General features: G+C 63.3%; 24 protein-coding genes and 1 pseudogene. 17 read left to right on the top strand and 8 right to left on the bottom strand.

Going from position 1 to position 26,588, the window contains the following annotated elements; genetic code table 11:
- From AB7F49_RS27630 to AB7F49_RS27580, 11 genes and pseudogenes are all read left to right on the top strand, one after another.
- On the top strand, positions 1–1,163 hold a 1,163-nt coding region (locus AB7F49_RS27630), incomplete at its 5' end, for a TRAP transporter large permease (RefSeq protein WP_428528401.1).
- Entirely contained in the window at positions 1,160–1,672 is a 513-nt protein-coding gene (locus tag AB7F49_RS27625; protein ID WP_428528399.1) for a TRAP transporter small permease, read from the top strand. The genes AB7F49_RS27630 and AB7F49_RS27625, both read left to right, overlap by 4 nt.
- Entirely contained in the window at positions 1,669–2,640 is a 972-nt protein-coding gene (locus AB7F49_RS27620) for a 3-keto-5-aminohexanoate cleavage protein (protein WP_428528397.1), read from the top strand. Before AB7F49_RS27625 ends, AB7F49_RS27620 begins: the two co-directional genes overlap by 4 nt.
- Before the next feature lie 120 nt (positions 2,641–2,760).
- Positions 2,761–4,224, top strand: a complete 1,464-nt coding sequence (locus tag AB7F49_RS27615) for an aldehyde dehydrogenase (protein WP_428528395.1) — start codon at positions 2,761–2,763, stop codon at positions 4,222–4,224.
- Positions 4,225–4,485: 261 nt separating this feature from the next.
- Complete coding sequence (locus AB7F49_RS27610) at positions 4,486–5,685, top strand: amino acid ABC transporter substrate-binding protein (protein WP_428528393.1); 1,200 nt, start codon at positions 4,486–4,488, stop codon at positions 5,683–5,685.
- 68 nt (positions 5,686–5,753) lie between these two features.
- On the top strand, positions 5,754–6,620 hold the full coding sequence (locus tag AB7F49_RS27605) for a branched-chain amino acid ABC transporter permease (protein WP_428528391.1): 867 nt from the start codon (positions 5,754–5,756) through the stop codon (positions 6,618–6,620).
- Positions 6,617–7,588: a branched-chain amino acid ABC transporter permease gene (locus AB7F49_RS27600; RefSeq protein ID WP_428528389.1), complete on the top strand. Its 972-nt coding sequence runs from the start codon at positions 6,617–6,619 to the stop codon at positions 7,586–7,588. Before AB7F49_RS27605 ends, AB7F49_RS27600 begins: the two co-directional genes overlap by 4 nt.
- The gene (locus AB7F49_RS27595) at positions 7,585–8,319 is read left to right on the top strand and encodes an ABC transporter ATP-binding protein (RefSeq protein WP_428528387.1); all 735 of its coding nucleotides are present in this window, start codon (positions 7,585–7,587) and stop codon (positions 8,317–8,319) included. Before AB7F49_RS27600 ends, AB7F49_RS27595 begins: the two co-directional genes overlap by 4 nt.
- Positions 8,312–9,019 (top strand): annotated as a pseudogene (locus tag AB7F49_RS27590) (ABC transporter ATP-binding protein); the annotation flags it as partial. The gene AB7F49_RS27595 and the pseudogene AB7F49_RS27590, both read left to right, overlap by 8 nt.
- Positions 9,020–9,849: 830 nt before the next feature.
- Complete coding sequence (locus AB7F49_RS27585; protein WP_428528385.1) at positions 9,850–11,307, top strand: aldehyde dehydrogenase family protein; 1,458 nt, start codon at positions 9,850–9,852, stop codon at positions 11,305–11,307.
- A gap of 119 nt (positions 11,308–11,426) precedes the next feature.
- Positions 11,427–12,281, top strand: coding sequence for an ABC transporter substrate-binding protein (locus AB7F49_RS27580; protein ID WP_428528384.1), 855 nt, complete (start codon positions 11,427–11,429; stop codon positions 12,279–12,281).
- Positions 12,282–12,428: 147 nt separating this feature from the next.
- Here AB7F49_RS27580 and AB7F49_RS27575 read toward each other — a convergent pair whose 3' ends face one another.
- The 5 genes from AB7F49_RS27575 to AB7F49_RS27555 all read right to left on the bottom strand — a co-directional run bounded on the left by AB7F49_RS27575 (position 12,429) and on the right by AB7F49_RS27555 (position 16,847).
- Complete coding sequence (locus tag AB7F49_RS27575; protein WP_428528382.1) at positions 12,429–13,136, bottom strand: fumarylacetoacetate hydrolase family protein; 708 nt, start codon at positions 13,134–13,136, stop codon at positions 12,429–12,431.
- Positions 13,133–13,543: a cupin domain-containing protein gene (locus tag AB7F49_RS27570; protein ID WP_428528380.1), complete on the bottom strand. Its 411-nt coding sequence runs from the start codon at positions 13,541–13,543 to the stop codon at positions 13,133–13,135. Before AB7F49_RS27570 ends, AB7F49_RS27575 begins: the two co-directional genes overlap by 4 nt.
- Positions 13,540–14,424: an NAD(P)-dependent oxidoreductase gene (locus tag AB7F49_RS27565; RefSeq protein WP_428528378.1), complete on the bottom strand. Its 885-nt coding sequence runs from the start codon at positions 14,422–14,424 to the stop codon at positions 13,540–13,542. Before AB7F49_RS27565 ends, AB7F49_RS27570 begins: the two co-directional genes overlap by 4 nt.
- Positions 14,421–15,494, bottom strand: a complete 1,074-nt coding sequence (locus AB7F49_RS27560) for a LacI family DNA-binding transcriptional regulator (RefSeq protein ID WP_428528376.1) — start codon at positions 15,492–15,494, stop codon at positions 14,421–14,423. The genes AB7F49_RS27565 and AB7F49_RS27560 overlap by 4 nt, the downstream gene beginning before the upstream one ends.
- Before the next feature lie 93 nt (positions 15,495–15,587).
- Entirely contained in the window at positions 15,588–16,847 is a 1,260-nt protein-coding gene (locus AB7F49_RS27555) for an amino acid ABC transporter substrate-binding protein (RefSeq protein ID WP_428528374.1), read from the bottom strand.
- Positions 16,848–17,043: 196 nt separating this feature from the next.
- Here AB7F49_RS27555 and AB7F49_RS27550 point away from each other — a divergent pair, with 196 nt between their 5' ends.
- The gene (locus tag AB7F49_RS27550) at positions 17,044–18,225 is read left to right on the top strand and encodes a hypothetical protein (RefSeq protein ID WP_428528372.1); all 1,182 of its coding nucleotides are present in this window, start codon (positions 17,044–17,046) and stop codon (positions 18,223–18,225) included.
- A 20-nt stretch (positions 18,226–18,245) separates the two neighbouring features.
- On the opposite strand, the gene AB7F49_RS27545 is transcribed toward AB7F49_RS27550, so the two are convergent.
- Entirely contained in the window at positions 18,246–18,767 is a 522-nt protein-coding gene (locus AB7F49_RS27545) for a VOC family protein (RefSeq protein ID WP_428528370.1), read from the bottom strand.
- A 328-nt stretch (positions 18,768–19,095) separates the two neighbouring features.
- Between AB7F49_RS27545 and AB7F49_RS27540 the strand changes: the two genes are divergently transcribed.
- Genes AB7F49_RS27540 through AB7F49_RS27530 form a run of 3 tightly spaced genes read left to right on the top strand, consistent with a single transcriptional unit; the run spans position 19,096 to position 23,603 of the window.
- The gene (locus AB7F49_RS27540) at positions 19,096–20,139 is read left to right on the top strand and encodes an ABC transporter substrate-binding protein (protein WP_428528368.1); all 1,044 of its coding nucleotides are present in this window, start codon (positions 19,096–19,098) and stop codon (positions 20,137–20,139) included.
- Positions 20,140–20,143: 4 nt separating this feature from the next.
- The gene (locus AB7F49_RS27535) at positions 20,144–21,691 is read left to right on the top strand and encodes an amidohydrolase family protein (protein WP_428528366.1); all 1,548 of its coding nucleotides are present in this window, start codon (positions 20,144–20,146) and stop codon (positions 21,689–21,691) included.
- Positions 21,692–21,701: 10 nt separating this feature from the next.
- Positions 21,702–23,603 (top strand): winged helix-turn-helix domain-containing protein, encoded by a 1,902-nt coding sequence (locus AB7F49_RS27530; RefSeq protein ID WP_428528364.1) that lies wholly within the window; start codon positions 21,702–21,704, stop codon positions 23,601–23,603.
- Between the two features lie 3 nt (positions 23,604–23,606).
- Here AB7F49_RS27530 and AB7F49_RS27525 read toward each other — a convergent pair whose 3' ends face one another.
- The gene (locus tag AB7F49_RS27525; RefSeq protein WP_428528362.1) at positions 23,607–24,059 is read right to left on the bottom strand and encodes a YHS domain-containing (seleno)protein; all 453 of its coding nucleotides are present in this window, start codon (positions 24,057–24,059) and stop codon (positions 23,607–23,609) included.
- Positions 24,060–24,289: 230 nt separating this feature from the next.
- Here AB7F49_RS27525 and AB7F49_RS27520 point away from each other — a divergent pair, with 230 nt between their 5' ends.
- A complete protein-coding gene (locus tag AB7F49_RS27520; RefSeq protein ID WP_428528360.1) occupies positions 24,290–24,781 on the top strand; it encodes a hypothetical protein in 492 nt (163 codons plus the stop codon).
- A 107-nt stretch (positions 24,782–24,888) separates the two neighbouring features.
- On the opposite strand, the gene AB7F49_RS27515 is transcribed toward AB7F49_RS27520, so the two are convergent.
- Entirely contained in the window at positions 24,889–25,809 is a 921-nt protein-coding gene (locus tag AB7F49_RS27515) for a LysR family transcriptional regulator (RefSeq protein WP_428528358.1), read from the bottom strand.
- Positions 25,810–25,997: 188 nt separating this feature from the next.
- Between AB7F49_RS27515 and AB7F49_RS27510 the strand changes: the two genes are divergently transcribed.
- Positions 25,998–26,588, top strand: a 591-nt coding sequence (locus tag AB7F49_RS27510; RefSeq protein ID WP_428528357.1) for an ABC transporter substrate-binding protein, incomplete at its 3' end; no start/stop codon positions are given.

The raw sequence follows: 26,588 nt of genomic DNA, 5'->3' as shown, positions 1-26,588 counted from the left end.
ACGCGCCGATCACGGTGCTGTCGAGCTATACGCTGTCGGTGCTCCCGCTGTTTATCCTGATGGGCAGTGTCGCGGTAAAGGGAGGGCTCGCGGAGGCGCTCTACCGCGCAGCCTATGCCTTTGTCGGCCATCGCCGCGGCGGGCTTGCCATCGCGAGCATCGTCGCCTGCGGCGGCTTTGGCTCGATCTGCGGATCAAGCGTTGCGACCGTAAGTACGCTGGGACGCGTCTCGATTCCGGAAATGCTGCGCTACGGCTATTCGAAACAGCTCGCCGCGGGATCGCTCGCAGCCGGTGGTACGCTCGGAATCTTGATCCCGCCATCGGTCGCCATGATCATCTATGCGATGGTGACGCAGACCTCGCTAGGCCGTCTGTTCGCCGCCGGGATCATCCCGGGCATTCTGGCGACGCTCTTGTATTGTCTCGCGACCAGCGCCTGGATGCGCTTCAGGCCGGAAATGGGACCGGCCGGCCCGAAGACGCCCTGGCCGGAGCGCTGGCGCGCGTTGCGCGCCGTGTGGGGGGTGGTGGCATTGTTCGCCATCGTCATGGGCGGCATGTTCACCGGCATGTTCTCGCCGACGGAAGGCGCTTCGGTCGGCGCGTTCGGGGCGATCGTGCTGGGGTTCCTGCAGCGCGAGTTGACGATTCCGAAGCTGTTCGATGCGGTGGTCGAGGCGGTGCAGACCTCGGTCATGATCCTGTTCGCCGTGATCGGCATTTCGGTGTTCGAGTATTTCCTGCAGGCCGCCCGTGTGCCGCAGGGCGTGGAAGAGCTGGTCCGTGAACTCGGCTGGGGCCCCACCGGTGCCATGATTGCCATCATCGGCGTCCTGATCGTGCTCGGCTGCTTTCTCGACTCGATCGCTATCCTGTTCATTGTGACACCGGTGATTTTCCCGATCGTCTCGGGCTTCGGCTATGATCCGATCTGGTTCGGCATCATCATGGTGATGGTCGTGGAATTCGGGCTGATCACGCCGCCGTTCGGGATGAATGTGTTCGTGCTGACCAGGGTCGTGCCTGGCATTACGACCGGCGAAGCCTTCAGCGGCGTCTATCCCTATATCGCCGCGGATTTCGTGCGCATCGGCTTGTTGATGATGTTCCCGGCGATCGTGCTCTGGCTGCCAAACCTGCTCTATGGAGTGGCGCCGTGAAAATCGTCAGGGCGATCCTGTCGCAGCTCGACATTGCATTTGCGGTCATCGCCGGGATCGCGCTGCTCTACATGATGTCGCTGACCGTGCTCGACATTATCGGCCGCTCGCTCGGACTGTTCACGATCGGCGCCGGGGTGGAACAGACCGAATTGATGATGGTGACGCTGGGATTTCTCGGGCTCGCCCGGTGCCTGCGCGTCCAGGGCAACATCGTGGTGGACGTCGCGACTTCGCATCTGCCGGCGCCGGTCAATGCCCGCATCGATGCGTTCTGGCTGGTGGTGATGGCGCTGGTCCTCGCGCTGCTGGCCTGGCTCGTCTGGAACAGCGGAGTTTCGGCCGACCGCTCCGGCCAGCGCTCGGAGTTGCTCGGCATCTCGCCGCTCGTCAGCCACAGCATCGCGGTCGTCGGCATGATCGCCGCCATCATGGTTGCCCTGACAACCGCTGCAAGAACCTTCGCGGGGCGCGGGCAGCCCGCAGGAAAGGACGAGACCATCGCATGAGCCGGCCAGTCATTATTACGTGCGCGCTTACGGGCGGCGGCGAACTCTCCGGGAAGAACACGGCGGTGCCGGTGACGCCGCGGGAGATCGCGGATTCGGCGATCGAGGCGGCCCGCGCAGGCGCTGCGGTCGCGCATATCCATGTACGCGATCCGCAGACCGGACGCGCCAGCATGAAACTGGAGCTTTATCGCGAGGTGGTGGACCGCATCCGCCAGTCCGGCACCGAAATGCTGGTCAATCTGACGACCGGGGCGGGCGCTTCCTTTCTCCCGGGAGCGGCGGAGCCGCGCGTCCCCGATCCGCGGTCGAGCCTGACGCATCCCGACCGTCGCGTCGCACATGTGCTTGCGCTCAAGCCGGATATCTGCAGTCTTGATGTCGGCTCGATGAATTTCGGCGAGGTGGTTTTCGTCAACACGCCGGCGCATCTGCGCCAGATGGCGCGGGCGATCCTGGGCAACGGCACCAGGCCGGAACTTGAGGTATTCGAACTCGGCCATATCCGGCTCGCGCGGCACCTGATCGATCATGGATTGATCGCGGCGCCGCCGCTGTTCCAGATCTGTCTCGGCATCCCCTGGGGAGCGCCGGCAACCCCGGAGACCATGCTTTCGATGCGCGATCATCTCCCGGACGGCGCGATCTGGGCCGCCTTCGGTATCGGCGCCGCGCAATTCCCGATGGTCGCGCAGTCCGTGCTGCTCGGTGGCCATGTTCGGGTTGGCTTCGAAGACAATCTCTATCTCGCCCGCGGCGTGCCGGCGCCAAGCAATGCGGCGCTGGTCGAAAAGGCGGTGCGCATGATACAGGAACTGGGCGAGCATCCGGCAACGCCACGCGACGCCAGGAATTTGTTCGCCTTGAATGACGGCGGTGTGGCACCTGCGCCCTGTGCCGATCGGTCCGCCGGCAGGGACGGGGCATCGCAATCCAGCGAGTTGGGTCAGGCTGGAGGGCGTGCTTGAGGCAGGAAGAGTGCCTTGCGATAGTATGCAATAATCGCCTGCTGCATCGCAGGCGATCGGCAGCGCCATCGCGGCGCCGCAAGACGCTGCCCAGAGACGCGTGTCGGGAGGGTGCTTTCCATGAACGTGATGCCGAAGATTGCGACGACGCCTGTCACGCCTGAGCGGCTGTTCATCGGTGGCCGGTGGGTCGACCCGATTTCGCGGCAGACGCTCGACGTGATCTCCCCCGTCACCGAGGACCTCATTCTCAGCTATCCCGAGGCCGGCCGCGCCGATATCGACCGCGCGGTGGCGGAAGCGCGCGACGCTTTCGACAAAGGGCCGTGGCCGCGCATGGCGCCGGCCGAGCGCGCGCGCCATCTGCGCAAGGTGGCGGCGCTGCTGTCGGAGCGCCTCGACGACATCGCCAATGCCTGGACGCTTCAGGTCGGCGCGCCCATCATGCTCACCAAGAAACTGGTTGGGCAAAATCCTGCGCTGTTCAATTACTACGCCGACCTGATCGAAACCTATCCGTTCGTCGACGATCGCAAGCGCGACGACGGCGGAAAGGTGAAGGTGGTCAAGGAGCCGGTCGGAGTCTGCGCCGCGATCACGCCGTGGAATGCGCCACTGGTGCTGCTGAGCTACAAGGTGGCGGCCGGCCTTGCGGCGGGCTGCACCATTGTCTCGAAGCCGTCGCCGGAGACGCCGCTCGAGGCCTATATCCTCGCCGAATGCATCGAGAAGGCCGGGCTGCCGCCGGGTGTGTTCAATCTGGTGCCGGCCGGCCGCGAGGGCGGCGACTATCTGGTGCGCCACAAGGACGTCGATAAGGTCGCCTTCACCGGCTCGACCGCCGCCGGAAAACACATCGCCGCGATCTGCGCGCAGCGGCTGGCGCGGGTCAGCCTCGAACTCGGCGGAAAATCGCCGGCGATCCTTCTGGATGACGCGGATTTCGCCGCCGCGCTGCCGAGCCTGATGGTCTATTCGATGCCGATCACCGGACAGGTCTGCTTCTCGCTGACGCGCATCCTGGTGCCGGAGCGCCGGAAGCAGGACTTCCTCGACATGTTCGTCGGCGCGGTGTCGCGCATCAAGGTCGGCGACCCCTTCAGTCCGGACACCCAGATGGGCCCGCTGACCATGGCGCGCCAGCTCCAGCGCGTGCAGGGTTATATCGCAGCCGGCCGCGCCGAAGGTGCAACGCTTGCCTGCGGTGGCGGCCGCCCGAAGGGCTTCGACAAGGGCTATTACATCGAGCCGACGATATTCACGGACGTGCATCCGTTCATGAAGATTGCCCAGGAGGAGATTTTCGGTCCGGTGGTTTCCGTCATCACCTATACCGATGAGGATGACGCGATTCGCAAGGCCAACAACTCGGTCTATGGGCTGAGCGGCGCGGTCTACACCGCCGATCCGGAGCGTGGCTACCGGATGGCGCGCCGGATGCGCACCGGCAGCGTCACCATCAACGGGATGATTGTCGATCCCAAGCATCCGTTTGGCGGATTCAAGCAGTCTGGCGTCGGCCGGGAGGGCGGGATCGAGGGACTGGACAACTACGTCGAGACCAAGACCATCCATTTTGCCTGATTGGCTGGATCATTTACGGCAAGGCCGGCTTTCAAGACGGCCATTTCTGGGAGCCGTTCCAAACCGTCCCGGCTGGCGGCAGAACGCCGCACCTGTCGTCCGCGGCGGACCACGCCCGCCAGCCGTCGCCCACAAGGAAGGCGTGCCGGCAATTGACGTTAACGATGAACCATGCTGGACCATGGCCCGCACCGGCGGATAAAGTGCCGGTCCGCAACAAAAACATGCCAAACGCGCACCCCGTTTACAGAGGAGGAATTCATGTTCAGGAGACTGACGATGCTGATGGCGGTCTCGGCCGCCGCGTTCGTCATGGCGACCGGATTTGCGGCCGCTCAGGACACCTTGAAGATCGGCGCCAGCGCGCCCAAGACCGGCCCGCTTGCGGGCGGCGCCGCCGTCACCCATTGGCCGAACGTCAAGCTGTGGATCGATGACGTCAACAAGCGCGGCGGCCTGAAGGTCGGCAACAAGCAGATGAAGCTCGAACTCGTCGAATACGACGACAAGACCAGCGGCGAGGAAGCAGTCAAGAACATCCAGCGCCTCGCGACCGTCGACAAGGTCGACTTCCTCGTCACGCCGTACTCGACCGGCATCAATGTGGCGACCGCGCCTCTGATCGCCAAATACGGCTATCCACACATCGCAACAACGGCTGCGACCGACAACGTTCCGGAATTTGCCAAGCGCTGGCCCAATTCGTTCTGGCTGCTCGGCACCTCGAAGCAGCTCGCCGAAGGCGTCGCGGACGCGCTCAAGAAGCTGGCGGACTCCGGCGCGATCGGCAAGAAGGTAGCGCTGGTCAACGTCGCCGACGCCTTCGGTCTTGAACTGGTTCGCGCCGGCAAGCCGGCGCTGCAGAAAGCCGGATTCGAGATCGTGTATGAAGCGTCCTATCCGCTTGGCACGCAGGACGTGGCCCCGATCATCAGTGCGGCCAAGGCGGCCAATCCGGATGCGTTCGTCGCGTTCTCCTATCCGCCGGATACCTTCGCGCTGACGGACCAGGCGCGGATTCAGAAGTTCGATGTCGGCGCCTTCTACGTCGGCGTCGGCACGGCATTTCCGGGCTTTGCCGGACGCTTCAAGGATAATGCGAACGGCGTGATGGGCGTCGGCGGCGTCAACCCGGATTCAAAGGCGTTTCAGGACTACCGCGCGAGGCACAAGCAGCTCACGGGCGCCGACGTCGATTCCTGGGCGAGCGCGATGACCTATGCCGGTCTCGAAATTCTCGGCCAGGCGATCGAACGCGCCGGCACCACCGACAAGGCCGCGGTGATCGCCGAGATCAAGAAGAAGCCCTTTATGACGGTTGTCGGCGAGGTCAATCTTGCCGACAACATCAATCATAATGTCTGGACCGTTGGGCAGTGGCAGAACGGTTCCTTCAACGGTGTGGCGTCTGCGGGCATCCCGGGCGCCAAGGCTCCGGTCAAGAAAGAGCCCTGGAAGTAACCTTCGAGGCGCGAAATCATCCGGCGCGGCGCGACGCCGCGCCGGATGATTTTCCAACGGGACCCAGAATGGAGACGATCGTCACCGGTGTTCTGCTCGGCGGAACCTATGCTCTTGTAGCGCTCGGTCTGACGCTCCAATACGGCGTCGCGCGCATCATGAATCTCTCCAGCGGAGAGACGCTGGTCGCAGCCTGTTTCATCGCATTCTGGCTGTTCACATCATATCAGGTGAACCCGCTCTGGGGCCTGCTGATCATTGCCCCGATCGCTTTCGTGGTGAACTGGGCGATCTACATGATCCTGCTGCGGCCGTTGGTCGATCGCGCCAAGACCCAAGGGATGCTCGAAGTCGACTCGATTCTCGCGACCTTCGGTCTGCTGTTTCTGTTTGAAGGCCTGATGCGGCGCGCCTTCGGCGGCGCCTATACGTCCTATGCATTTCTGGCCGAGCGGTTCGAGATATTCGGCCGCTTCTACGGTCTCAATCGCGTCGTTGCCTTCGCCGCGGCCTGCGTGATCGCCATGGCGCTCTATCTCTTCCTCTACCGCACGCGCTATGGCACCGCCGTGCGTGCGGTTGCGGTGAATCCGAACTCCGCCAATCTCGTCGGCATCGACATCGCGCGGGCGGCGGCGCTCTCGTTCGCGCTCGGCGGTGCGCTCACCGCCTGCGGCGGCGCTCTGATTTCGACCTTCTATACCTTCAACGCCTCCATGGGCGTTGTCTTCACCATGAAGGCACTGATCATCGTCATCATGGGCGGTGTCGGCGATGTCCGCGGTGCCGTGATCGCGGCGCTGATTCTCGGCGTCGCCGAGACCTTTGTCACCGGCCTCATCGATCCCGGGCTGACGCTCGCCGCGACCTATGCGCTGTTCACACTCGTGCTTCTGTTCAGGCCGCAGGGCATTTTCGGCAGGCAGCAGGCATGACCGGTCTGTCCTCCGGCGAAGTCCGGATCGCGGCCATCGGCGCGGTCGCATTTGCCGCGGCCGCCGCTTTGCCGCTGCTCGACCAAGGCTATTATCTCACGCTTGCCGTCAACATGGTGCTTTATGCCGCGCTGTGCACGGCGTGGACGCTGTTTTCCGGACCGACCCATTATGTGTCGCTCGCGACCGCGGCCTTCTTCGGGCTGGGGACCTATTCCGTCGGGCTTGGCCTCGATTATCTGCCGTTTGCGGCGCTCCTGCTGATCGGTGGTGCGGCAGCGGCGATGCTGGCGGGACTTGTCGGCGCCGCGACGCTTCGCATTTCCGGCGTCTATTTCGTGATCTTCACGTTCGGACTGGCCGAACTCGTCCGTCAGATCGTGTCCTATACGCAGGTCAAGGTCTCGGCCAAAATGGGCCTCTATGTCTTCACCGACTTCACCGAGACGCACATCTACTGGATGCTGCTGGCGCTGACGGCGGTGATATTCCTGACCGGCTGGCTGATCAATCGCTCGCGGCTCGGCTTCGCCATGCAGATCATCGGCAATGACGAGACCGTCGCGCGGCATTCCGGCATCGACACCGCAAAGCTGAAAATCATCCTGTTCATGATTTCGGGCGCCTTCATCGGAATAGCGGGCGCCATTATTGCGCCGCGCTACAGCTATGTGGAGCCGCCATCCGCGTTCAACCCGATGATCTCCTTCAATGTGGTGATCATGGCGCTGCTGGGCGGAACGCGCCGGCTGTGGGGACCGCTGGTCGGCGTGATTCCGTTTACGATCCTGATGGACTTCGTGTCGGTCCGCTTTCCGAACGACACCTCGATCGTGATCGGTATCGCCTTCCTCGTCATCGTGTACCTCTTGCCCGACGGCATCACCGGACGGCTCGAACAGGCATGGGCGCATCTGCGCAAGCCGCGCGCACATGCCGAATCCGTGGTGGCGAAGGAACACGCATGACCGCGGCCGCGCTCAGCATCTCCGGTGCGCGCAAGGCTTTTGGCGGTCTTGTCGCCGTCAATGACGTCAGCTTCGAGGTGCAGGAGGGTGAATTGTTCGGGCTGATCGGCCCGAACGGATCCGGCAAGACCACGATGCTCAATCTGATTTCCGGCGCGCTGACGCCGGATGCCGGTGAAATCGTTCTGGCCGGAACGCGGATTTCCGGCCTGCCGGCGCACAAGATTGCGCGACAGGGCGTCGCCCGCACGTTCCAGCTTGTCCGCATGCTGCCGTCCATGGATGCGGAGTGCAACGTGATCGCCGGCGCCGTGTTCGGCCATCGACGGCTCTGGGGCGCGCAGGCGCGGGATGCGGCGCATGACCTGCTCGCGCTTGTGGGCCTGCGCGGCCGGGAGCATGTGCCGGTGGCGGCGATGACCTATATCGACCAGAAGCGCGTCGAACTGGCACGTGCGCTCGCATCCGATCCGCGCGTGCTGCTGCTTGACGAATGGCTCGCGGGCCTTAACCCCAGCGAACTCAATATCGGTATCCAGCTGATCGAAAAACTGAGCCGCCAGGGCCGCACCATCATCATGGTCGAGCACGTGATGGATGCGATCCGCTCGCTGTGCGGGCGCTGCGTGGTGATGAATTCCGGCCGCAAGATCAAGGAGGGCGACGTCGACGATGTGCTTGCCGACCCCGAGGTGATCGAAGCCTATCTCGGAGATGACGACGATGCTTGAGGTGAAGAATCTCAGCGTCCGGTACGGCCGCCACCACGCGCTCGACCAGGTTTCGGTGAAGGTCGGCAAGGGTGAGGTCTGCGTCATCCTCGGCGCCAACGGCGCCGGCAAGTCAAGCCTGCTCAAGGCGATTGCCGGCACGGTGCGGGTCGAGCCTGGCACCGAGATCGTCATGAATGGCCGTGCCATCACCGGGATGAAGGCGCATCTGATTGTCGAGCAGGGTATCGCGCTCGTTCCTGAAGGGCGTGGCATCTTCGGAGAACTGACGGTCGCGGAAAATCTCGAGCTTGGAGCTTTCCCGAACCGTGCGCGGGCGCGCGAACAGGCGACGCTCGACCGCATTCTGACCTTGTTCCCGCGCCTTGCCGAACGCCGGTCCCAGATCGCGCGCACGATGTCCGGCGGCGAACAGCAGATGGTTGCGATCGGCCGAGCGATGATGTCGCAGCCGGACATCCTGATGCTCGATGAGCCGTCGCTCGGACTGTCACCGGTGCTGGCAAAGGAACTGTTTCGCGTCCTCGGCAAGATCGCCGAAACCGGCGTCGGCATTCTTCTGGTCGAGCAGAATGCGCGGCAAAGTCTGAGGATCGCGGACCGCGGCTACCTGATCGAAGTCGGCCGGATCACCGGCGAGGGCGCGGCGCAAAGCCTGATGACCGATCCGGCGGTGGTGAATGCCTATCTCGGCGGGACCAGGCGCGGCACCAAAGGCACGGCCTCGCCCGTGCGGCTCCCGGCGCCGTTTCCGCTACCCCTTGATCTTGTGTCGGTCGGCCGGCTGATCGGAAGCCTGGCGCAGCGCGCCGGTGCAATTCGGATGGCGTTTGTGCGCGCGCTGCGGCAGGCTGCGCCGCTCCCCAGTGCATTTGCCGGACGGTACGATCCAAGGACCGAAGGCGATCCGTGGGCGGAACTCGCTGCCGTCGTGCCGCGAACTCCTGATTCAAGCCCGATGCCGGTGGCCGCGGACGGAAAGCGGATTGCGAAAAACGCCGCAGACCTCGCGAAGGCGGCGACGCTGCGCCACGCGCGTCACGTTCGCACGCTGCGCGCGTCGCGCGACAATCCGTCGGCTTTTGCGGGCATCTATGATCCGGCGACGGCGCTGATCGAGATCGATGCGCTCAATCCGGCGGGACTTGCACGCGCGGCTTCGGATCGCATGGCCGAGCACATCCGGCAGCGGCGGGTGGGCGCGCCGGTGCCGAGCGCGTTCGCGCGCAAGGATGAGCCGTCGTCAGGCGAAGGGCGAAAGGCCGAGCCCGATCCGCTGCTCGGACATAACAGCCGCGGTGTCGATATCGATGCCGAGGAACAAAGCGGCGCGTCGCCGCCGGCGAGCGGCGGCATCGACATTGACGTCTTGGTGGCGCGCGCGACTGAGGTCCAGTCGCAGCATGTCGCATCGCGGCGAAAGCGCCTGACCATGGCGAGGCTGCGGCCGCAGGATTTGCAGGGCCGCGACCCCGATACCAACTAGCGCCCGCAAGGGATAAGATAGGACACCCGAGAGGGAGAGATCAGATGGCACGTGTATTCGAAGGCCAGTTTATCGGCGGTCGTTCATCCGCGCGCAGGATGTTCAAGGACCTCAATCCGGCGGATGGTTCGGTCTGGGCGGAGGTGCCCGATTGCGGCCGCGCCGAAACCGCGGCGGCGATCGAGGCGGCGCATGCTGCGTTTGCGGAATGGTCGGCTTTGCCCTTCACCAAGCGCGCGCATTATCTCGAGAAGGCGGCCGAAATTCTCGAAAAGCGCCGGATGGAGATCGTCGAGGCGCTGCAGGCCGAAGGCGGCGGCTGGTTCGGCAAGGGCATGTTCGAGACCGGCTATACCGTGGAGGTGTTCCGCGCGGCGGCGGCTTCGGTATGGCAATCGACCGGCGAGGTGATGCCGTCGGAATACGGCAAGCTGTCGATGGCGGTGCGCCGGCCGATGGGCGTGGTGTCGATCATCAGCCCGTGGAATTTCCCGTGCATCCTGTCGTCGCGCGGTTTCGCGTTTCCGCTCGCCGCCGGCAACACCATCGTGCTGAAGCCGTCGGAGGAGACGCCGTATTGCGGCGGCCTGCTGTTCGCCGAGGTATTCAAGGAGGCGGGCCTGCCGGACGGCGTGTTCAATGTGGTGACCTGCTCGCGCGACAATGTGCAGGAGGTCGGCGACGAACTGATCGAGCATCCCTATGTCAAGGGCATCTCCTTCACCGGCTCGACCGCGGTCGGGCGGCAGGTCGCCGCCAAGGCCGGTGCGCACCTGAAGAAGTGCTGCGTCGAACTCGGCGGCAAGGACTCGCTCATCGTGTGCGAGGATGCCGACATGGAGCGCGCCACCCAGGCCGCCAATTTCGGCTCGTTCATGCATCAGGGCCAGATCTGCATGTCGGTCGAAAAGGTGCTGGTGCACGAGAAGATTTTCGACCACTTCCTCAAGCGCTTCGTCGAGCGGGCGAAGCTCTTGAAAGTGGGCGACCCGACCAGGAACAAGGAACACATCATCGGCCCGCTGATCAACGACAAGCAGGTCGGCAAGGTGCGCGAGCAGCTCGAAGACGCGATCGCCAAAGGCGCCAAGGTGGTGCTCGGCGGCAAGATCGAGGGCCGCTTCGTCGAGCCGACGATTCTCACCGGCGTCACGCCCGACATGAAGCTCTATCAGGACGAAACTTTCGGTCCGGTGGTGCCGGTGATCCCGTTCCGCACCGACGAGGAGGCGATCCAGATCGCCAACGACACCGAATACGGGCTGTCCGCCGGCGTGATGACGCGCGATGAGGGCAGGGGACTCGCCATCGTCAACAAGCTCGATACCGGAAATTGCCACATCAACTGCTCGTCGGTGAACGACGAGCCGCATGTGCCGTTCGGCGGCTTCAAGGCCTCGGGCTCCGGCAAGCATGGCGGTCGCTGGTCGCTCGAGACCTTCACCGAGACGCGCTGGATCACGCTGGACCGCGGCGGCCGGCCGTTCCCGCCGATGTTCTGAGGCGGCCGTCTTCGGTTGTCATTGCCCGCGAAAGCGGGCAATCCAGCATAACCGCGGAGCCGACTGGATGCCCCGCGTGCGCGGGGCATGACAAGGCGAGAGTTCGACGGAGAACGTGCGTGCTGAGTGTGGCGATTGGAAACTATCCGCATACGCGGCTGCTGAAAGAGCGGCTGGCCGGATCGAAGAACTTCGATTTCGTCGAGGTGTCGCCGATCACCAAGGCCTTTGCGCAGATGGTCCGGCAAGGCACCTATGACATCTCCGAAATGGCGCTGGTGACCTTCCTGCAGGCCAAGGCCTTCGGCAAGCCGCTGGTGCTGATCCCGGCGGCGGTCGCCGCGCGCTCGCAGGAAGTCAGCCTGATCAAGCTGGCAAAGAACGAGAGCATTAGAGGGCCTGCCGACCTGCAAGGCAAGCGGATCGGCGTGCGCGCCTACAGCCAGACCACGGGTGCGTGGGTGCGCGGCATCCTGAAAGAAAGTTTCGGCATTGCGCCGGAGCAGGTGCACTGGACTACATTCGAGGACCCGCATGTCGCGGAATATTCCGATCCGGCCTTCGCGACGCGGGCGAAGCCGGGCAGCGCGCTGCTCGACATGCTGCGGTCCGGCGACCTCGATGCGATCATTGTCGGCAACGACAAGCCGGCGGATGCCGATCTCGCCGATGTCTATCCGGATGCCGAAGCCGCGGGACGTGAATTCACGCGCAAGCACGGCTTCGTGCCGGTGAACCATGTGCTCGTGGCGAAGCAGTCGGTGGTGGATGCGCAGCGAGATTTGCTGCTGGAATTCTGGGCGGCCGTGAAGGCGGCGTGGAAAGACACGCCATCTACCGGGAGTTTGCCGATCGGGCGCGCCGCGATCGAGCCGAGTGTGGCGCTGGCACTCAATTACATCTCGGCGCAGAGCATGCTGCCTCGGCCGATGACGGAAGCCGATATATGGGCGGGTCTGCCGGCAGGGTTTTGACCGCCGTCATTGCGAGGAGCGCTAGCGACGAAGCAATCCATCTGGCCTTGAAAAACTGGATTGCTTCGCTTCGCTCGCAATGACGTTGTTCGAGCCGGGTCAAATCATCAGGCGCCAAATGCGCGCGCCCGGAATGACAGGATAGAGCTACGCGTTGAAATTCACCCCGACCTTTCCGATCGGCCGCAACTCCCACGACAGCGCCCGATCGTCCACGTCGAGCATCAGCGGCGGGGTAACCGATCCCGCGATCATCACATCGCCCGCGCGCAGGCTTTCGCCGAACGCCGTCAGCGTCGCCGCGACCTGTCGGACGGTGTCGAGCAGGCGGCCGGTATTGGCTTCAAGATCGGAGGGAACGGCAATCGCATGGCCGTTGCGGATCGCCTCGCCGGTGAGTGCGGATAATCCGCCCGGGAGTGCCACGGCCTGGCGTGGACCGAAGATCACGTGCCGCTGGAAAATATCGCCGGCGAGGATCGACTCCACGTCGTCCAGCGGGCGGTCGATGTCGGCCAGTTCGATCGCGGGACCGATGGCTGCGACGCATTGCGCCGCCTCCTGCTCGCTCGCCAAGCCCGGCACATCGCGTCCGATCTCGATGGCGATTTCCGGCTCGGCGACCGGCTTGCTCCAGCCTGCCAGCGATACGCTCGCTCCATCCGGCAGCACGGCGCGATCGAGCAGGAAGCCGACCAGCGCGCTCTCGATTTTCAGCTTTTCCTTGGCTGCCGGCGCACCGAAACCGACCTTCCAGCCGATCCGGCGCGCGCCCGAGCGCTTTCGCTCCTCCAGCAGCGCGAATTGCCGGCGCATCCCGGCCTGGATGCGCGGATCGTCGAGCGCCGCCGTCATGGGTGGCTCGCGGGATCGACTTCGTAGCCCGAGGCTTCGATCGAGCCAGCGCCCATCCAGCCCCAGACCAGCACCACGTCCTCGTCCGAGGTGTTGTTGAAGCCGTGCCAGCAGCCGCGCGGCGAATAGACCACGTCGCCTTCGCCGGACGGCTTGTCGCCCTCGTCGGTGTAGATGTGCCCCTTGCCCTTCAGTACGATGAAGAACTCATCGCAGTTATGATGCCGATGGCTTTCGTGCCGCGCGCCGGGCTTCAGCACGGTCCAGCCGACCACGTGGTCGGCGCCCGCCGACTTCTTGTCGATCAGGAACTGGACCTGCATTTCGACCCAGCCGTCCTTGCGCGCGAGACCCTCGACCTTGGGCACGTCGCGGATATTGGTACGATACATTTTCGGCGCGGTCACTTCGGATATCCTCCAAGGCGGCGATAGACCTGATGCGCGACCACGAAATCGTTCTGGTCGATTCCGAGACCGCGGCAGGCATTCATCAGTTCGTTGGCGGCAGCGGCCAGCGGCACCGGGCTGCCGAGCTTGCGGCCCATGTCGAGCGCCAGGATCATGTCCTTCTGCTGCAGCGTCACGTCGGCGAGCGGCACCTCCGGCATATTGCCTTCCAGAATGAAAGGCCCGCGATAGCCGAGCACCGGGGAGGCGGCGACGCTTTTCAGGATCGCGTCGACCGCGGCCTCGCGCGACACGCCGCCCTTTTCCGCCAGCGCCACAGCCTCACCGAATGCGATGACCTCTACCATCAGCAGCAGATTCACGGCGATCTTCATTTTCACCGCAAGGCCGCTGGCGCCGATCCGCGTCACCTTGGGGCCGATCGCGAGCAGCACCGGCTTGACCTTCTCGAACGCCGCCTCGTCACCGCCCACCATCACCGAGGCGTTGCCCTGGTTGAGCGTGACCGGCGAGCCGGAAATCGGCGCGTCCAGCATCACGAGGCCCTTTGCCGCGAAGGCGTCCGCTACCTCGCGGGTGACTTCCGGCGCGATCGTGCTCATGTCGATATAGATGCCGCCGGGCTTCAGGCCTTCGATGATGCCGTCCGGTCCGAGCGCAACATCCTTCACCGCCTTGCCATCGGTGACGACCGTGAACACCACGTCCGATATTTCGGCCACGGCGCGCGGCGTGTCGGCCCAGCCCATGCCGGCGTCGATCAGCGATTGCGCCTTGCTTTTCGTCCGGTTCCAGCCGGCCACCTTGTATCCCGCGGCCTGCAAGCGCGGCACCATGCCGAGGCCCATGACGCCCAGCCCGACAAACCCAATTCTCACGCCTGTTCTCCTGCGGCTTCGCTCATTCTTGCCCCGGCGGCTAGCGCACATCTCGCGGTCGAGTTGCGGACCACGGTCTCGACCGGCAGTACCAGGTGATGTGGCTCCGGAGCCTCGTTCTCGATCAGGTCGACGAGCAGTCCGGCGGCTTCGAAGCCGGCCTTGCTGTGCTGGACGCGAACCGTGGTGAGCGCGGGCGACAGCCGGTCGGCGAGCGGCATGTCGTTGAAGCCGGTCACCGAAACATCGTCCGGGCAGGCGATGCCGTGGCGGCGGAATGCCGAGATCGCGCCGATCGCGAGCCGGTCATTGGCGCAGACCACCGCGCTGAACGGCGCGCCGGCCACCAGGAACTCCTCGGCGCAGCGCTCGCCTTCGCTTTCGTTGAAGGCCCTGGCATAGGTGACCAGTGCCGGGCTCGCACTCAAACCGGCGTGGTCACGATGGCGGAGAAAGGCGTTGTAGCGGCTGAATCCGGTCGAAACGGTCTGCGGTCCCGCGATGCAGGCGATGTCGCGATGGCCGAGCGAGACCAGATGCGTGACGAGACGGCCGATTCCGTCGTCTTCGTCGTGGACCACGGAAGAAAAGCGCGGATCGTCGGTACGGCGGCTGACGGTGACGACCGGCAGGCCCGCGGCGAGTTGCGATAGCGTCTTGTCCGTGCGCAAGACGCTCGCCAGGATCAGTCCGTCGACGCCGCGCGCGCGCATGGTCTCCAGCACCCGGACCTGACGCCGCGGATTGCCGTCGGTATTGGCGAGCATCGCAACATATCCATATTGCGCGAGCCCGTCCTCGATGCCGCGGATGATCGGGGGGAACACCGAGTCGGTGATATCCGGGACGACCACGCCGATGGTGCGCGAGCGGTTGGTCTTCAGCGAATAGGCCGCCAGATTCTGCCGGTAGCCCAGCCGCTTGCTGACCTTCCGGATTTCAGCGATCAGGTCGGCGGCGACCGGATGCCCGCTGTCCGGGTTGAGCGCGCGCGAGACCGTCGAGACATGCACGCCCACCTCACGCGCGAGATCCTTCAGGCCGACCCGTGCTTTCCTGCGCGACTTCACCGGACCGTTCCTGGCGCGTCGGCATGGAGGTTTCGGACGGCGGACCGCCCGAAACCTTGTCGCTTTGTGAAAGCAGGCTTCGCCATCGTGCTACTATTTCGAGGCATCCGCGAACGGGAAGATCAGTTCACCCGCCTTGTATTTGGGCGGATAGACCACGACCTGCCGCGACCAGTCGGTAAACTGGCTCATGTCATTTCCGGTCACGCCCTTGAACTGGATACAGATGATGCGCGGTTCTTTCCATTCGCCATTCGGTCCGAACGAGATCGGCCCGATCACGGTGTCGAATGTGTTGGCGGCGATGTATTTGGCCAGCGCGTCGTCGTTCAGCGACTTGGTCGCGGTCACGGCCTTTTCCAGGATCTGACCCGCGGCATAGGCGTATGGTGGATAGGTGTAGCCCAGCGGATCGAGGCCGAGTTCCTTCGCGCGCTTCTGGTATTCCGCCATCATCTCCCTGGTGCCGGCGAATTGCAGGCTGGGTGCCGGGATATAGAATTCGTTGCTGATATAGCCGTTGATCATCGGTCCAAGCTGCTGCTTGATGCCGGTGACGAGCAGGCCCAGCATCGCGCCGCCGATGATCTTGGGCTTGAACTGGATTTCATTCGCGGTGCGGATGATGCCCGCGGTGTCGATCGGCAGCGTCGCCGCAAACACCACGTCCGGATTGGCGGCCGCCATGGCGCGCACCACCGAGGTGAATTCCGTGGTCGATGGCGGGTAGGTGCGGTCGAACACGATCTCCATGCCGAGCTTCTTGGCGTTCGCGCGCGCGCCGTCCAGCGCATTGCGCGAATATTCGACGTCAGCGCCGATCAGGGCGATGCGCTTCGGCATCGGCTTCTGCTCGGCGGCCAGGTCGAACACGCATTTCGAGTAATTGCCGGTGTCCGGGCCCTGCGAATTCATTGAGAAATAGCGCGGATACTTGAATTCCTTGTTGGCGCCGAGGCCGAATATCCCGATCGTGGTGCGGTTGGCCTGGATGATCGCCGGCATGGTCGCCGCGATCACGTTGGTGCTGTAAGGGCCGATCAGCAGGTCGACCTTGTCTACGCTCATGAGCTTGGCGTAGATGCCGGGCGCGTTGGCCGGATTGCCCTGATCGTCGTAATAGACGAACTCGACCGGGCGGCCGAGCAGTCCGCCTTTCTTGTTCACATCGGCGCGCCAGATTTCGAGCCCCGCCAGCACCTGCTTGCCGGCCGGCGATGTCGGGCCAGTCGCGCTGATGCTGAAGCCGATGCGAAGCGGATCGGCGGCATTCGCCGGAGAAAACAGAATCGTGACGGCTGCTGCAACACTCAACGCAAGGGCCGCCAGCCGGCGGCGCTGTTTCACGAGCATGGATGTCCTCCCGTTTGGCCTTGTCGTTCGACCTTGGGAGAAAGCCTAGCCCGCGCGGCAAAACTTGGCAATCGTTTGCCGCGATGATAGCACTCGCGGCGCCGGCGCAGAAAAAAATTGCTGGCGCATTGGGAATGTTGCGTGCATGGCACGCTCACCGATCCGCGAGCAACGGCGGACGGACACGGAGGAATTCATGTTCAAGGCTTCTGCTGGCGTCATGCTGCCCACGTCGATCATCGGATCGCTGCCGCGTCCGACCTGGTACACCGCGACGCTCGGCTCGACCCCGTTCCTCGAAGCCATGGTGAATTCGCGCTACCGCGAACAATACGAGGATGCGGTCTCGTGTTACCTGCGCGCGCAGGAAACGGCAGGTCTCGACATCGTCACCGACGGTGACGCGCATTACGACGAGCAGGTCGCAGGCATGAGCTGGCAGAGCTATCCGCTCACTCACATGGCGGGATTTTCGAAAGAAGCCAGCCCGACCTTCTACAAGGTGGGGGCCGTCGCCTATCCGCGCGGGCATATCCTGCACGATTTCCTGGAAGCGCGGGTGTTCCCGAAGATCACCGGTCCGGTCGGCCGCGGCAACCTGCAATACGCGCCGATGTGGAAAGTCGCGCAGCGCATGACCGACCGTCCGGTCAAGTTCGGCACCATTCTGCCCGAACTGCTCGCGGCGTCCTGCGAGGACGATTACTACAAGGACCCGATCGAGCGCACCTGGGCGCTGAGCGATGCCATCAACGAGGAACTGCACGATCTGGCCGATGCCGGCTGTCCGGTGCTGCAGATGGAGGAGCCGCAAATCCACATGGTGCCGGTGCGCGGCAAGGCCTTCGGCAAGCTCGATGTCGCCGACCTGGTCAAGATTTTCAATAACACGGTCAAGGGCCTGCGCGACAAGACCGAGGTCTGGTGCCACACCTGCTGGGGCAATCCCTCGCAGCAGCGCATTTTCAGGGAGCCGCAGAGCTATCAGCCTACGCTGGAGGCGCTCAATACGGTCGAGGCGGATGCGCTGACCTTCGAGACCTGCTCGTCGGGGCCGGGCGATCTGAAGGCGATCGGCGAAATCATCAAGGACAAGAAGGTGGTGATCGGCGTGATCGACCATCACACCCTGCAGATCGAGCGGCCGGACGAGGTCGCGGCGCTGATCCGCGAGGCGCTGAAGCATGTTCCGGCCGAGCGGCTGGTCATCTCGTCCGATTGCGGCATGGGCAGAGAAGGCATGGGACGGCGGCACGCGGCATACAAAATGGTGTCGATGGTCCTCGGCACAAATATTGTGCGGAAAGAGCTCGGATTGCCGGAGGCACAATGCCTCGCGGCGGAAGGGCGCTATTCGCTGACGGTCGCGGAAAAATAGGTGTTCGAGCTGGCGCGGCGTCACGCCGGCTCGAGCAGCCTCGGATAGGTTGAAGGCTTGAAGAAGCTTGCGCCCGGCACATAGACCCGGCCGGGCGACAGGTCCGGTCCCTGTTCTCCCTCGATGCTGCCCTCGAAGGTCAGCTCGAGTTGGACGCCGCTAGGATCGTAGACGAACAATTGCCAGAGCGTGGTTCCCGGCACCTCGAATTCGCGCCAGTCCAGTCCGGCTTTCTTGAAGCGATCGATGTAGGACCGGAATCCGGAACACGACAACGATACGTGATCGATTGCAGCGGTGCCGTACGGAGCCTTACCTTCCGGACCGAGCGCAGGTCCACCGGCGTAAATGTGGATGATGCCGAGGCCACCGGGCTGCGGGCAGGCCAGCCAGGCCCCCGGATAGCCAAAATCCGGCCGATGCATGTCCCTCAGCCCGATCACCTTGGTCCAGAAATGCACGGTGGAGGCAAGGTCCGCGGTCTTGATTGCGATGTGGAAGAGGCCGTGAACGGTGGCGAGAGGAAGCTGGCTTTGCGCCATGGAAATCTCCGCGTCTGAACACGCATTATAGCGCTGCGTCTGGCCAGAGCCACAACCCGGTGCTGACTGAATTGCGCAATGGCAATTCTGCACATTTTTCAGGCTGACGACGTCCAGAGCGCAAGCGGTGCCGTTTCGGCATCGTTCCGGAACTAAATTAGCGGCAGATCGGGAAACTGATCAAACGTAGCGTGCGACCGACCCGGTTGGTTTCCGCGGTTGCGCGGATCGCTTGTCACGATGGCACGACGCTTGCTGACTTCAATTTCAATTCGGCGTGTGCCGAAGCTGCAAGCCGCAGCGTTTTGTCGACTCAAGGGAGTTTTCGATGATCACCCGCAAGATTGCGCGCCGGACGGTTGTTGCCGGCGCGTTCGCATTGATGACGGCGGTGCCTGCGGTCGCGCAATCCCTGACGCCGATCCGCTTCACCCTCGACTTCAAGCACCAGGGCATTCACGCCTGGTATTATGTCGCCCAGGAGAAGGGCTACTTCAAGGCCGAGGACCTCGACGTGAAAATCGATCAGGGCGAAGGCTCGGCTGCTACTGTGTCGCGCATTGTGTCGGGCGCCTATGATGCGGGCTTCGGTGATATCAACGCCATCATTCAGGTGGCCGCCATCAAGCCGGGCGAAGCGCCGGTCATGGTCTATCAGATATACAACCGGCCACCCTTCGTGCTGGTCACCAAGACGAGCGGTCCGATCAAGTCCATCAAGGACATCGAAGGCAAGAAGCTCGGCGGGCCCGCCGGCAGCGCCACCCTGAAGCTTCTGCCCAGCCTCGCCAAGGCCAACAAGATCGACATTTCAAAGATCGATATCCTGAACATGGCGCCGAACCTGCAGGAACAGATGCTGATCCAGGATCAGGTGCAGGGCTCGCTGGTGTTCAACGTCACGAGCTACATGAACCTGATACAGCAAAAGCAGAATCCCGACACTGACTATCGCTGGTTCAACTATGGCGACCACGGTCTCGATCTGTATTCCAACGGCATTATGGTTTCGCAGAAGCTCCTGAAGGAAAATCCGAAGGCGGTCGCCGGCCTCGTGCGCGCTATCAACAAGGCGCTGAAGGAGGTGATCGACAACCCCGAGATGGGCGTGAAAACGCTCGCCAAGATCGAGCCGCTGATCAATCAGGATGTCGAGAAGAAGCGCATCGCCTATGCGCTGGGTCATCTGATGAATGGCGCAGAATTCACCGAGCTTGGCTTCGGTGACCTCACGGACGGCAAACTGACCCGGTCGATCGATGTCATCGCGGAAGCCTATGACCTGAAAGCCAAGCCGAAGGCGTCCGAGGTGTTCAACCGCTCGTTCCTGCCGGCGAAGTCTGACAGGATGTTCGCGCCGAAGCCGAACTGAGTGAATGAAAACTGTAATAAGAGGCGGCCGCGTTTATGACCGGGCGGGCGACATCCATCGCCCGCCACTGCGCGATATCATCCTCGAAGAAGACCGCATCCTCGGCGTCGTAGAGCCCGGCGAGCCGGCCGCGACCGACATTGCTCGGGCTGCGAGCAACGGAGAGCCGAACGCGCGGGTGATCGACGCCACCGGCAAGCTGGTGATCCCCGGTCTGGTCAACGCGCATTACCATTCCTACGACGTCCTCAGCAAAGGTCGCTTCGAGGACATGCCGTTCGACGTCTGGATGCTGCATTCGCAGCCGGCCTATTGGGGCACGCGCAGCAAGGCGGAACTCCGCGCGCGCACGCTGCTCGGTGCGCTCGAAGCGCTGCGGCATGGCATCACCACCATCCAGGACATGAACTCGCTGGTGCCGCAGGACGAGGAGACGCTCGACACGATCCTGTCCGCCTATGCCGAAGTCGGCATCCGCGTGGTGTTCTCCATCGCCGTGCGCGACCTCGCCGCACTCGATATCGAGCCGTTCCTGCCGCCGGGGATTCCCGCTGACGTGGCGGCGCTCATCAACGGCAAGCCGGGCGACGCCAAAGCCGACATCGCCTTCATCCGAGCGCAACTCGCGCGCCGCAAACCCTTGCCACCGCGCCTGCACTGGGCCATCGGCCCGTCCGGGCCGCAGCGCTGCTCGACCGAGTTGCTGGAGGGGCTCGCGGCCATCTCCGCCGACTTCGACCTGCCGGTGCTCACCCACACCTACGAAACCCGAGCGCAGCTTGCGAAAGCGCGCAAAGCTTATGCCAAGTTCGGCGGCTCCTATGTGCGCTACATGCGCGAGATCGGCCTGCTCACGCATCGCACGACACTGGCGCATGGCGTCTATCTGACGCGGCCGGAGATTGACGAACTGGCGAAGGCCGGTGCCGGCGTGGTGCATAACCCGCTGGCCAATCTGAAGCTGAAGAATGGCACGGCGCCGCTGATCGATTTCAAACGCGCCGGAATCAATCTCTCGCTCGGCTGCGACAATTGCAGTTGCAGCGATTGTCAGAATCTGTTCCAGGCGATGAAGATGTACGCGCTGCTGGCGCAGGGTATGGATGGCGAGGCGTCCGGGGTGTTCGCCTGCGATGCCATCGATGCCGCGACCATCGGCAGCGCGCGGGCGGTCGGACTTGCGGGACAGGTCGGCGAAGTGAAAGCCGGCATGAAGGCCGATCTCGCGCTGATCGACCTGTCCGATTACGCCTATCAGCCGTTCAATTCCGCCGCGCGGCAGATGGTCTACAGCGAGACCGGGCGTGCGGTCGATACCGTCATGATCGATGGCGACATTGTCCTGTCCGGGGGCAAGCCTGTGAAACTCGACTGGGACAGTTTCCGCGGTGAACTCACGGAAATCATGGCAAAGGCTGACACCGATTATGCCACGCTTGCACAGCGCAATGCGCCGGCGCTTCCCTACCTGTTAGAAGCCGCGCGCAATGTGAACCGCGCGCGGCTCGGTCTCAACCGCTACGCAGGCGGCGGCATCGGCGATCCGGAATAGCTGCGGCCTCATGGCACGCAGTCAGTCGCGGCTGCTCGCAAACCCCACCGCCGCCAGGCGCAATACCGCCAATTTGGCCGCTGCCCATGCCGGCGTGCCGACCTTTAATACCGGGGCACGGTCGGGTAGATTGAAGCTGGTCGCTGCGAGGACCCGCACCATGGTGACTGGAAACGCGGACATTTTTGCGCATCGTCGGCTGTTGCGCTTCGACCGTTACGTCCTTGATCTTGATCGCGGTTCCCTGTTCCTGGGCGGTCGTGAGATCACGCTGCGACCCAAGACCTTTGCAGTTCTTCAGCACCTTGTGGGGAATTCCGGCCGGCTTGTTTCGAAGGAAGAGCTGTTTGCCGTGGTCTGGCCGAATCTCGCCGTCACGGACGATACGCTGGTGCAGAGCATCGGCGAGCTGCGACGGGCGCTTGGAAATGACGGGTCGCGCTTGATCCGGACCGTTCCGCGCCGCGGCTATCGGCTCGATGCCGACGTGTTCGGCGGCGAACCCGGCAGCGATGAAGCGCGATCGCCTGGCATCCCGTCTCCGATGCGGACATGGCTCGCCACGCACTTCGCCTCGCGCTATCGACGATATGCCACTTTGATTCTGATCGTTCTGCTCGCCGCAGGTGCCGCGTTGACGGGTTCCGGCTATGAGACCGGGCTTTTCAACCCCTTGCGCGGTGGAGATCGATCCACAGAAAGCAACTTGGGCCGGTCGAAGCCCGTCATTGCTGTTCTTCCTTTCCTCATTCAAGACGACGAACGCGCTCGTGACTATCTTGCAGACGGACTGACGCAGGACATCATCAATGCGCTGGGACGGTTTTCAGCCCTGACGGTGATGTCGTGGAACGCGGTGCTGCCATACAAGGGCAAGTCTGCGAGTCCCGGAGAGGTCGGCCGCGCCCTCGCGGTCCGCTATCAGGTCGAAGGCAGCATTCGCCATACCGGGGAGCGGCTTCGGATCGCCGTCCATCTCGTCGATGCCAAGGGCCACGTGCTTTGGTCTTCCAGCTTTGACGACGCGCCTGCCGAAATCTTCGATCTGCAGGACAAGATCACCACCCACATTGCGGGAGCACTGGCGATCCGGATTACGGAGGTCGAACAGCAGCGGGTACCTTCCCGCCCGACGGAAAACCTTGAAGCATACGATCTGGTTCTCCGCGCGCGGCCAGCCCTGAACCGCCCGGAGCGCGCCACCATCGCGGAGGCGCGCGAACTGCTCAAGCGCGCGATCCAGCTCGATCCGGACTATGCCGCCGCCCATTCCGCGCTTGCCGAAACCTATTATATCGCGGTCTCGATGGGTTGGGCCGAGTCACCCGCGGCGTTTCTGAGCCGCGCGGGCGAACTCGCACACAAGGCTCTCGGTCTCAGCGATACCGAGGTGCGCGCGCGTATCATTCTCGGCCGGATACACCTTTTCCATCAAAGATACGAGCAGGCCAGGACCGAACTCGACGAAGCACTCGCCATCAATCCGAGCGATGCGGATGGCATTGCCGCCCGTGGCAATATCCTGATGTGGCTGGGTCAGACCGATGCTGCGATCGAGGCATTGGAACTGGCGCAACGCATCGATCCCACACCCAACGCCTTCGACCGGAATGCCCTCAGCATGGCCTATTATCTGAAGGGAAGGTACGAGGCGGCCATTCGCCAGGCCGAATCCAACATCCATCAGACGGGCGTGGCGCATTTCAGCCATGTCATGCTCGCAGCATCCTCTGCGCAGCTCAATCGGCTTGAGGAAGCCGGCCGGTCCGTGAGCGTGATACGACACACGGACCCGACATTCGATGCGATGCGATTTGGCAGCAAGTTCCTCAATGCGGCAGATCTGGAACATCTGCGGGACGGCATGCGACGGGCCGGTCTTTATCCTGCCATGCAGCCGCGGAAACAATGACCGCTACCGCTCCTGAATTTGAGCCCTGTTCTCATTGGCCTTGGCGATGTTCTCACTGAGGTCCTGCTGAAACCGGTCCCGACCTGCAGGGCCACCGAAGATGTAAAGCTTGCCGTCGCTGATCAGCCAGCTTTCCGGATCGGCCTCGACCACATTGCCGAGCGCGAGAGCCATCGCGCAATAATTGGTGAATTGCGGAGCGTAATGTTGCGGAGCCGCTTTGAAAAGCGTCCGATGCTCACCGCTGGAAAACCGATAGCGGTGCTCGTCCCATTGAAGCTCCAAGTCGGGAAATCCGGGCGTCGCCTTTCCGAGCGTGAAATACGCAACCGGGTCGTAGCCTTTGATTGCCAGCGGAATTTCATCTCGCGACGCGGATGGTGTAGGCACCGCGAGCAGTGAACCGGCTACGATGGCAGTCAGGCAAAGAGCCTTTCGACGCGACAAACCGCTCATTGCTGTTTCTCTTCGACTTGCGGATCGCAGCCTCCGGTACGGCATAGGCTGGCCGGGTTGGCAGAGGGAGCAGCTTAGGCCAAGCCATTTCAGCCCGCAAACCCAAGGCACAGGCTCCGCGCGATCCATTACTGCCTCGGATTTCGGGAAAACTTCGTCCTTTCCTGCGGGTTTCTTCGTTACGGCAGCGGCGCGCCCCGATTGACTGACGCCATATCGGAGGAAGCGACATGAACCGTTTGGGTGCGACCACAGCGATTGCGATACTGGTCCTCGGGTCTGCCGTTCAGGCGGAGCCGGTGAAATTCGACGCGCTTGTTGCGCAGAAGCAAGCCATCCGGCTTGACTTTGTCGATGCGAGCAAGCGCTTCTTCCTGTTGGTACGGCGGGAGGGAAAGACCGAAGGTCAAGGCCCGCTTGCGGGAGCGAACGTCCAGGAATACGGCGTGCATGACATCGTTCCAGGCGTCGGCGGCGAGCCGCATGGTTATCTCGAATTCGCGGCGCCCGACGGCAGCAAGGCGTATCTGAAGTGGACCATCCAGGCCGTGTTCGTCCCTGGACCTGACACCAAGCCGAAGCTCATCGACAGCGGTGTGTGGCGCGTCGTGGGCGGAACAGGCAAATGGGAGACACTCAAAGGTGCGGGAACCTTTCGTCTGCAATTTCCGGGGCCAGTCGAACGACGGTTCGTCATGGAAGGCGAACTCCGCCAGAACTGATGCAGTGATCGCGTGAGAAAAATCTCTTGCGCGGAACTCCGGGCTACAGCCCGGATAGCTCGCCCGGCGTAGCGGTTGCTGGCGGCGTGGACGGCGACAATTGAGGGTCACGCGCGCGCGCGCAACGCTTCTCCGCGCATTGCAAGCAATGATTGCGTCAGCTGTTCGGCGAACTTCGCGGAAGCGACCGGCAGATTGCGATCATTCAACTGGCCGAGCACAAGGTCGGCGCGCGGCGTGTCGCGCTCATCGAGTTCGCGCACCACGATGCCGCGGTTCTCGTCCGAGGATGCGCCGATCCCGATCTGGAACGATATGACACTGTCGCGCATCACCAGATGACGCAGAAACTCAAACGAGTTGGATTGCGCGACGATATCGAAGCGCAGGTTGCGGCGCGCCAGCGCCTCGTCGAGCAACTGGCGTCCGCCGATCCCGGGCTCCGCGAGCGCGACCGGATAGCGCGCGCAGTCGCGCAGCCGGAGCGATGGCTTGACCGCCAGCGGATGACCGACCGGCATCAGCGCAACCAGCCGCTGCTCGAACGACATCAGCGGCCGGAAATTCGGCAGATAGGGCGGCCGGAACACCAGCGCGAGATCCACCTCGTAGTCGGCGAGACTTTGCATCGCTCTGATGTGATCCTGTACCCGCACGTCGAAATGGACCAGGGGAAAGCGTGCGCGGTGGATGGCGATCTCGCGCGGCAGGAATTCGAGCACCAGCGCCTGACTCGCCGAAATGCGCACCGTGCCGCGGCGAAGCCCCTTCAAATCCTCGATCTGCGAGCGCACGCGATCGAGATCCGCAGTCTGGCCGCGGACGTGGTGGACGAACAATTCGCCGGCGGCGGTGAGCCGCACCCCGCGTGGGCGCCGCTCGAACAGGGGTGTTTCCAGTTCCGCTTCCAGGTCCATGATTCGTCGGTTGACGGCCGACGACGTGACGTTGAGCCGCTCCGCGGCTTTCCGGATTGATCCGGCACGGGCCACGGCGTCGAAATAATGAAGAAAACGTAGGTGTCTCATATGATTAGACCCAATTGACGCTCCGGCGGAACGCTCAGCGATGCCAAAATGGCATCGCTCTAGCAAAAAATCAGCGGCAGATCGTAGCACTGAAGGCGCCTAGCGTCTCCCTCAGGTGGCGAGCATGCCGATTGCACGCCCGCCTCACGAGAGGGCTGACCACCGGGCCCCGACAACAGGAGCGCGTCATGAAGCAATTCAGAATATTGAGCCTGGCACTCGCGGTCGCGATCGGCGGCGCCTTGGCGTTTGCTGCGCCGGCCGCGGCGCAGACCAAACTCAAGATGGTGCTGAACTGGAAATACCAGGGCCCGCAGGGATGGTTCTTCCTCGCAGACGACCGCGGCTATTTCAAAGCCGAAGGCCTCGACGTCACCATGGACCAGGGCAACGGCTCCGGCGCTGCGGTGCCGCTGGTGGCGAACGGCACCTACGACATCGGCTTCGGCGACATCAACGCGCTGATCGAGCTTGCGGCGAAGAAGCCGGAGGAGGCGCCGGTCGCGGTCTACGTGATGTATAACCGTCCGCCCTTCACGGTTGCGGTCAAGGCCGATTCGCCGATCAAGGAGCCGAAGGACTTCGTCGGCAAGAAGCTTGGCGGTGCTGCCAATGACGGCGCCCTGAAACTGTTTCCGGCGCTCTGCAAGGTAACGAAGGTCGATTGCTCCAAGGTCGTGATCACCAACATTCAACCGAACCTGCGCGATCAGATGCTGATGCTGTGGCAGGTCTTCGGCGTGTTCGGCTATGTCTACACGATCGGCTTCTCGGCGAAG

The organism is Pseudorhodoplanes sp., from assembly GCF_050250235.1.
Lineage (GTDB): Bacteria > Pseudomonadota > Alphaproteobacteria > Rhizobiales > Xanthobacteraceae > Pseudorhodoplanes.
This window is presented reverse-complemented; position numbering and strand designations above follow the sequence as displayed.

Bases quoted from the DNA above. Each gene is read 5' to 3' on its own strand.
- AB7F49_RS27620 (WP_428528397.1), top strand. From the start codon at position 1,669: ATGAGCCGGCCAGTCATTATTACGTGCGCGCTTACGGGCGGCGGCGAA.
- AB7F49_RS27615 (WP_428528395.1), top strand. From the start codon at position 2,761: ATGAACGTGATGCCGAAGATTGCGACGACGCCTGTCACGCCTGAGCGG.
- AB7F49_RS27610 (WP_428528393.1), top strand. From the start codon at position 4,486: ATGTTCAGGAGACTGACGATGCTGATGGCGGTCTCGGCCGCCGCGTTC.
- AB7F49_RS27605 (WP_428528391.1), top strand. From the start codon at position 5,754: ATGGAGACGATCGTCACCGGTGTTCTGCTCGGCGGAACCTATGCTCTT.
- AB7F49_RS27600 (WP_428528389.1), top strand. From the start codon at position 6,617: ATGACCGGTCTGTCCTCCGGCGAAGTCCGGATCGCGGCCATCGGCGCG.
- AB7F49_RS27595 (WP_428528387.1), top strand. From the start codon at position 7,585: ATGACCGCGGCCGCGCTCAGCATCTCCGGTGCGCGCAAGGCTTTTGGC.
- AB7F49_RS27585 (WP_428528385.1), top strand. From the start codon at position 9,850: ATGGCACGTGTATTCGAAGGCCAGTTTATCGGCGGTCGTTCATCCGCG.
- AB7F49_RS27575 (WP_428528382.1), bottom strand. From the start codon at position 13,136: ATGACGGCGGCGCTCGACGATCCGCGCATCCAGGCCGGGATGCGCCGG.
- AB7F49_RS27555 (WP_428528374.1), bottom strand. From the start codon at position 16,847: ATGCTCGTGAAACAGCGCCGCCGGCTGGCGGCCCTTGCGTTGAGTGTT.
- AB7F49_RS27550 (WP_428528372.1), top strand. From the start codon at position 17,044: ATGTTCAAGGCTTCTGCTGGCGTCATGCTGCCCACGTCGATCATCGGA.
- AB7F49_RS27545 (WP_428528370.1), bottom strand. From the start codon at position 18,767: ATGGCGCAAAGCCAGCTTCCTCTCGCCACCGTTCACGGCCTCTTCCAC.
- AB7F49_RS27540 (WP_428528368.1), top strand. From the start codon at position 19,096: ATGATCACCCGCAAGATTGCGCGCCGGACGGTTGTTGCCGGCGCGTTC.
- AB7F49_RS27535 (WP_428528366.1), top strand. From the start codon at position 20,144: ATGAAAACTGTAATAAGAGGCGGCCGCGTTTATGACCGGGCGGGCGAC.
- AB7F49_RS27530 (WP_428528364.1), top strand. From the start codon at position 21,702: ATGGCACGCAGTCAGTCGCGGCTGCTCGCAAACCCCACCGCCGCCAGG.
- AB7F49_RS27525 (WP_428528362.1), bottom strand. From the start codon at position 24,059: ATGAGCGGTTTGTCGCGTCGAAAGGCTCTTTGCCTGACTGCCATCGTA.
- AB7F49_RS27520 (WP_428528360.1), top strand. From the start codon at position 24,290: ATGAACCGTTTGGGTGCGACCACAGCGATTGCGATACTGGTCCTCGGG.
- AB7F49_RS27515 (WP_428528358.1), bottom strand. From the start codon at position 25,809: ATGAGACACCTACGTTTTCTTCATTATTTCGACGCCGTGGCCCGTGCC.